The organism is Mumia sp. (assembly GCF_028803055.1).
In the GTDB taxonomy this organism is placed as follows: Bacteria; Actinomycetota; Actinomycetes; order Propionibacteriales; family Nocardioidaceae; genus Mumia.
Map to the genome: position 1 here is coordinate 1 of NZ_JARBCJ010000068.1, position 6,430 is coordinate 6,430.

Here is a 6,430-nt window from a genome sequence, read left to right on the forward strand (position 1 = left end):
TGGTGCACCTCGAAGGTGTACCCCTCGTACAACGCCAGCGCCGCCCTGCTGTGCCGCATGGTCTGCAGGTAGACCTTGTCCGCGCCGCGGTCCCACGCCCAACGCGTGCACGCCTCGAGCAGCCGTGCGGCGTGCCCGCGGCGCCTGGCCTGGGGCAGGGTGTGCACGCTCGACAGGCCGGCCCACTCTCCGGTGACCACGATGCGCGCCACCGCCTCGATCCCGCTGTCCCCCTCGACGACCGCGAACCCGACGACCGGCGGTGAGGCGAGCACGTGGCGGACGTCGTCCAGCGGCACGTCGGCGGTCACCCGCTCAGCCGCAGCCATCCACGGCTCGGTGAGCGTCTCGTCGATCCTGACCGTCGCCTCGCCGTCCTGGCGCCCGGTCCGTGACGTCTCGAGGACGGCGCGGGCGGCGGCGACGAGCACCACTGCGTGGTCGTGAGTGCCGCCGGTCCCGACCCATCCGGCGTCGGCGAAGCGGCCGGGCCAGGGGGTCTGGTCGATCACCTGGGCCTTCGCGGGCAGCCCCTGCGCGCGATAGAACCCTTCGACCTGGGCGAGCGCGGTCGGGAGGTCGGCGCCGGGGTCGCCGTGCACCGCGACCGAGTTGGCGCGGCCGGTGAACCCGCCGGACGCGCGCAGCGTCCACTCGCCGAGATCCTGTGTGATGCGGGGCGGCCAGCCGCGCGTGCAGATCCGGGCGAGCTCCTCGGGGGAGTAGTCCATCGCCGGCCGCGTCCGGACGCGTGCGCTGCCCTCGGGCACGGGTTTGGCTGCCACCACGTCCGCTGCCGGGACGTACGCCTCACGACCGTCGCGGCGCTGGATGCGCAGGGTCGAGCCGTCGTACGAGAGCAGCCGACCGACCACGTCGGTGTAGGCGGGCCCGCCCGACGGGCCGCGTTCACCGGGGACACGTGACCTCACCACGACGCGTCGACCGACGAGCTCGCCGAAGTCTGGCACCCCAACCTCCCGCCCAGCCGGTCCGTTAGGCGGACCTGGCCACTCCCTCCCCGCACGAGAGGGTGATACTAGTTCCAGCCGTTCGAATGAAGGAGTGGACCCCTCGTGACGTATGTCATCGCTCAGCCTTGCGTGGACCTCAAGGACCGTGCCTGCGTCGATGAGTGTCCCGTCGACTGCATCTACGAGGGCAAGCGGATGCTCTACATCCACCCCGACGAGTGCGTCGACTGCGGTGCCTGCGAGCCGGTCTGTCCCGTGGAGGCGATCTTCTATGAGGACGACACCCCGGAGGAGTGGAAGGACTACTACACCGCCAACGTCGACTTCTTCGACGACCTGGGGTCGCCCGGCGGTGCTGCCAAGATGGGTCCGATCGACAAGGACCACCCGATGATCGCCGCGCTTCCTCCGCAGAACCAGGACTGATGCCGGACCCGGTCCCGTCCGTGCCGTCGCGCCCGAGTGCGACGACGCGGTTGTCGGCCGGTGCGGTGTCTCGTCGCCTTCCCGACTTCCCCTGGGACTCGCTCGCCGAGGTCAAGGCGCGAGCGGTCGCACATCCTGATGGGATCGTGGACCTCTCGATCGGCACGCCGGTGGACGAGACCCCGGCAGTGGCACGGGAGGCCCTGGCCGCCGGCGCGAACGCGCCCGGCTACCCCCAGACGGTCGGCACCCTCGCGCTCCGGCGTTCTGCCGTCGACTGGCTCGCACGGCGCCACGGGGTGACCGGTCTCGACGTCGACGGGGTGCTTCCCGCCATCGGCTCGAAGGAGCTGATCGCCGGGTTGGCACTCCACCTCGGCCTCGGCCCGGGTGACGCGGTCGTGATCCCGGAGCTGGCCTACCCGACGTACGAGGTGGGTGCTCGCCTCGCCGGTTGCGAGGTCGTGGTCTCCGACTCCACGGTGGCCCTCGGCCCGTCGGCGCCGAGCCTGATGTGGATCAACTCGCCGTCCAACCCGAGCGGGCGCGTGCTGGGGCTCGAGCACCTGCGCAAGACCGTCTCGTGGGCGCGGGAGCGTGGTGTTCTGCTGGTCTCCGACGAGTGCTATCTCGAGTGCTCCTGGGACGCCACGCCCTCCTCGGTCCTCCACCCTGACGTGAGCGGCGGCTCGCACGAGGGCGTGCTCGCCGTCCACTCGCTCTCGAAGCGGTCCAACCTCGCGGGATATCGTGCGGCGTTCGTCGCCGGCGACCCCACGGTGATCGGGGAACTGCTCGAGGTGCGCAAGAACCTCGGCCTCATCGTCCCCGCGCCCGTCCAGGACGCGATGACGGCGGCGTTGGCCGACGATGCGCATGCCGACGCCCAGCACGCCGTCTACGCCGCCCGCCGGGCGACGCTCCGCCGCGCCTTCGAGGCTGCAGGGTTCCGCATCGACCACTCCGAGGCCTCGCTCTATCTGTGGGCGACGCGGGGCGAGCCGGCGCGGGAGACCGTGCGAGCGCTCGCGGACCTCGGGATCCTCGTGGCGCCGGGTGACTTCTACGGCGCCGCCGGCGCCGAGCACGTCCGCGTCGGGTTCACCGCGTCGGACGAGCGGATCGCGGCCGCGGCCACGAGGCTCTCCAGCCTCGCCTGAGGCCCACGAGCCGCGACGCGCCGAGTCCGCTCCGGTCGCGCCGACACGCCGAGATGTCGCTAGCCTCGAAGGAGGCCGGGGGGTCGATCGCCCCGCGCGACCCTTGGAGGAGACGGTCCATGAGCGAGCCTCAGAACCCTCCCGGCGGCGACACACCGGGCAACGAGCCACCCGGCGGGCCTCCGCCGTACGATCCGCCTCCACCTCCTCCACCGCCGTACGAACCGCCTCCGGGACCGCCGCCCGGTGGGTACGGTCCGCCGCCCGGCCAGCCACCCGGTGGGTACGGTCCGCCGCCCGGCCAGCCACCCGGTGGGTACGGCCCCCCGCCCGGCCAGCCCCCGGGCGGCCATGGGGGTGGACCCGGCGGCTACGGCGCCCCGCAGGAGCTGAACGTCGGCAGAGCGATCTCGTTCGGCTGGGACAGGTTCAAGGACAACTGGGGCGTCTGGGTCGGGGTCAGCCTGGTGTTCTTCGTCATCCAGGCGGTCATCAGCGGGATCGGCTCGGCCGCCCAGTCCGGGGGAGACGACGCCTGGGACTCCTCGCGCTGGTGGCTGGCCGGCGGCTTCTCGGTCGTCGCGCTGCTGTTCAACCTCGCGGGCACCTTGGTCGGCTGGTTCATGCAGGCCGCGCAGACGAAGGGAGCGTTGCTCGAGACCGAAGGACGCAAGCCCGGCTTCGGCGACTTCTTCCAGTGGGGGGAGCACGCGGGCAAGGTCATCCTGACCTTCCTGCTCCTCGGCGTCCTCACCTTCGTCGGACTGATCCTCTGCATCCTGCCGGGCATCGTCTTCACGTTCTTCGCGTGGTACACGCTGTGGTTCGTGATGGACCAAGGACAGGGACCGTGGGAAGCGCTCCAGTCGAGCTTCCGGCTGGTGGGCAACAACCTCGGGCCCGTCTTCCTGCTCGCACTGGCGCTGACCGGCATCAACATCCTCGGTTTCATCCTGTGCTTCGTCGGACTGCTGGTCACCATCCCGCTGACGCTGATCGCGACGGGCTACACCTACAAGGTCCTCACCCAGCAGCCGGTCGCCGGAGGGTGACGCCGAGCACCGCGACTACGACACGTCGACGTGGACGTGGTCGCGGTGCTCGAGCACGGCACGGTCGCCGTCGCGCGCCGGCGGCGTGTAGTCCCGCCAGCCCTGCGGGGACCGGCGTGCCGTCCAGATCTTGGCGTCGTAGATCACCGTGGCGATCCCGAGACGGCGCGCGTTCGCGACGAGGTACTGCGCGAGCGCCCAGCCGTCCTTCTTCGCCTGGGCGGTGACCGGCCGGAAGAACACGTCCACCGCCTTGCCGTCGTAGTGCTTCGACCCGGCGGAGTGTCCCGTGCTCACCCCGTCGGCGGCGTACCCGCCGGTGGGCAGGCGCCCGAACGCCTTGCGTACGTCGACACGGACGGCCTCGGCCGCAGGGGTCAGACCGTTGGCGCCGGGCACGCCCTCGTCGGTGGCGGGCAGGTCGACCACGCACGTGAAGGTGGCGGGGGAGTTGCCCGTGAGTGCCGACGCGATCGCGCGCCCGTAGGCCTCGTGGTCGGCGTACGCCTCGGGGTAACCAGACCGCTGGACGGCCTGGGCCGCCTCGGTGACCGACATCGAACGGTAGCCGTCGACCTTCTCCAGGCCCTCGTAGAAGCGGGTGATCGCGTAGCGGGGCTCCATGATCTGCTCCACCGTCCCCCAGCCCTGCGACGGGCGCTGCTGGAAGAGGCCGACGGAGTCCCGGTCGCCGTAGTCGATGTTGCGCAGCTTCGACTCCTGGTACGCCGTCGCGACGGCGATCGTCACGGCTCGGGCGGGCAACCCGCGGCGCATCGCGATCGCCGCCATCAGCGACGCGTGCTCGGTCTGCTCGAGATCGAGGGTCGCGTAGGTGTCGCCGACCTCGACGGTGCACTCCTCGCCGCGCAGCTGGGCGATCTGCCCGCTGCGCGCGAGCACGACCAGACCCGCAGCCACCACGCCCACGAGGACGAGGAGGATCAGAAGGAGAGAGGCGCCCCTCCGGCGACGGTCACGAGGGGCCATCGGGTCGGTCACTGCGCCGTTCAGTTGGCGTGCAGCTCTGCGTTGAGCGCGATCCCGTTGCCCGTCCGGGGCCGGGCCTCCAGACGCCCTGTCTCGGAGTTCGTCAGGAACAGCAGCCCGTCGTGGCCCGAGAGCTCGGCCGCCTTGACTACCGACCCGTCAGGGAGAGTGACCTTCGAGCCCGCCGTCACGTAGCAGCCCGCGGCCACCACGCAGTCGTCGCCGAGAGAGATGCCGATGCCGGCGTTGGCACCGAGGAGGCAGTTGCGCCCGAGGCTGATGACCTGCTTGCCGCCGCCCGAGAGGGTGCCCATGATCGATGCGCCGCCGCCGACGTCGGTGCCCTCGCCGACGACCACGCCCGCGCTGACCCGGCCCTCGACCATCGCGTGCCCGAGAGTGCCCGCGTTGAAGTTCACGAAGCCCTCGTGCATCACCGTGGTGCCCTCCGCGAGGTGAGCGCCCAGGCGCACCCGATCGGCATCACCGATCCGGACGCCGCTGGGAACGACGTAGTCGGTCATCCGCGGGAACTTGTCGACACTGGTCACCGCGACCGACAGCCCAGCCGCACGGGCTCGCAGCCGGGTCTCCTCGAAGCCCTCGACCGAGCAGGGGCCGATGGACGTCCACACGACGTTGGCGAGGGCGCCGAAGATGCCGTCCAGATTGGTCCCGTGGGGGCGGAGCAACCGGTGGGAGAGCAGGTGGAGGCGCAGGTAGGCGTCGTACGCGTCGGTGACCGGCGAGCTCAGGTCCTCGACCTCGGTCCGGACCACGGTCCTCCGCACCTGGCGCACCTCGTCGGTCCCCTCCAGCGCCGTCAGCCCGGTGGGCTCGATCGCTCCGTCGTACGAACCGAGGGTCGGGTTCGGATACCAGACGTCGAGGACGGTCCCGTCCTCGGTGAGCGTGGCGATGCCGTACGCCCAGGCGGACTGCGGGGTGGTGGAGGTCATGCGGTCCAGGTTATCGACCGGCTCCAGACGCCCGATTGTCCTAGGGTGCCGACATGTCTCTCGTACGGTTCAAAGACTTCAGCATCGACGCGAACGACGTGCCGGCGGCGAGCGCCTTCTGGGCGGCAGCGCTCGGGCTCACGGCGGAGGCGCTGCCCGACGGCGACGCGGTGCTGCGCGGGCCCACGCCGCAGCACACGGTGTGGATCAACGCGGTGCCCGAACCGAGGACGGTGAAGCAGCGCGTCCACTTCGACGTCCACGGGCGCTCGGTCGCCGAGTACGAGGCGCTCGGCGCGACCAGGCTGCCGGGCTGGGACACCCCGTGGACGGTGATGGGCGACCCCGAGAGCGGCGGCGAGCTGTGCATCTTCGAACGCGATGACGACTGGTGGTCGGCACACCCGCAGGCGTACCGCCTGTACGAGGTCGGGGTCGACGCGGTCGACCATCCGTCGATGACGGCCTGGTGGGCCGACGTGCTCGGCTCCGACGTGGACGACGAGGGTCGAGGCTTCAGCTGGACGACTCCTCCGGGCGTGCCGTTCGAGTCGCTGGTGTTCCAGAACGTGCCCGAGCCCAAGACCGTCAAGAACCGGATCCACTGGGACGTCACGGGGGGCCCGGACGCCGTCGACGAGCTCGTACGCCGTGGCGCGAGCGTGCTGCGCGGGCCGGCGGAGCAGACCCCGTGGACGGTGATGGCCGACCCGGAGGGCAACGAGTTCTGCGTCTTCGAGGAGGAGGGGTGACGCGCACTCGTCTCCGATCTCCAGGTGGCGGCCCGTGCTCTGGCGCCCGCCACGTGATGGGATGGACGGCATGACCTCGCTCGATCTCCACGCCGACGTCGTGAGCCTGACCGCCGC

7 protein-coding genes are annotated in these 6,430 nt (G+C 71.2%); 4 read left to right on the forward strand and 3 right to left on the reverse strand.

Translation table 11 applies throughout. From position 1 onward, the window contains the following. On the reverse strand, nt 1–971 hold a 971-nt coding region (locus PV363_RS08495; RefSeq protein WP_301022120.1), incomplete at its 3' end, for a GNAT family N-acetyltransferase. A gap of 105 nt (nt 972–1,076) precedes the next feature. On the opposite strand from PV363_RS08495, the gene fdxA reads away from it, so the two are divergent. The 3 genes from fdxA to PV363_RS08510 all read left to right on the forward strand — a co-directional run bounded on the left by fdxA (nt 1,077) and on the right by PV363_RS08510 (nt 3,612). Continuing rightward, nucleotides 1,077–1,400, forward strand: a complete 324-nt coding sequence (fdxA, locus tag PV363_RS08500; protein ID WP_139086403.1) for a ferredoxin — start codon at nt 1,077–1,079, stop codon at nt 1,398–1,400. Then, on the forward strand, nt 1,400–2,560 hold the full coding sequence (gene dapC / locus PV363_RS08505; RefSeq protein ID WP_220343857.1) for a succinyldiaminopimelate transaminase: 1,161 nt from the start codon (nt 1,400–1,402) through the stop codon (nt 2,558–2,560). Before fdxA ends, dapC begins: the two co-directional genes overlap by 1 nt. A 119-nt stretch (nt 2,561–2,679) precedes the next feature. After that, a complete protein-coding gene (locus PV363_RS08510) occupies nt 2,680–3,612 on the forward strand; it encodes a hypothetical protein (RefSeq protein WP_301022121.1) in 933 nt (310 codons plus the stop codon). Nucleotides 3,613–3,627: 15 nt separating this feature from the next. On the opposite strand, the gene PV363_RS08515 is transcribed toward PV363_RS08510, so the two are convergent. Continuing rightward, complete coding sequence (locus PV363_RS08515) at nt 3,628–4,602, reverse strand: hypothetical protein (RefSeq protein WP_220343952.1); 975 nt, start codon at nt 4,600–4,602, stop codon at nt 3,628–3,630. Nucleotides 4,603–4,622: 20 nt separating this feature from the next. Beyond that, on the reverse strand, nt 4,623–5,561 hold the full coding sequence (gene dapD, locus PV363_RS08520) for a 2,3,4,5-tetrahydropyridine-2,6-dicarboxylate N-succinyltransferase (RefSeq protein WP_301022122.1): 939 nt from the start codon (nt 5,559–5,561) through the stop codon (nt 4,623–4,625). A 53-nt stretch (nt 5,562–5,614) separates the two neighbouring features. Between dapD and PV363_RS08525 the strand changes: the two genes are divergently transcribed. Further along, on the forward strand, nt 5,615–6,313 hold the full coding sequence (locus PV363_RS08525; protein WP_220343860.1) for a VOC family protein: 699 nt from the start codon (nt 5,615–5,617) through the stop codon (nt 6,311–6,313). Nucleotides 6,314–6,430: the final 117 nt, after the last annotated feature.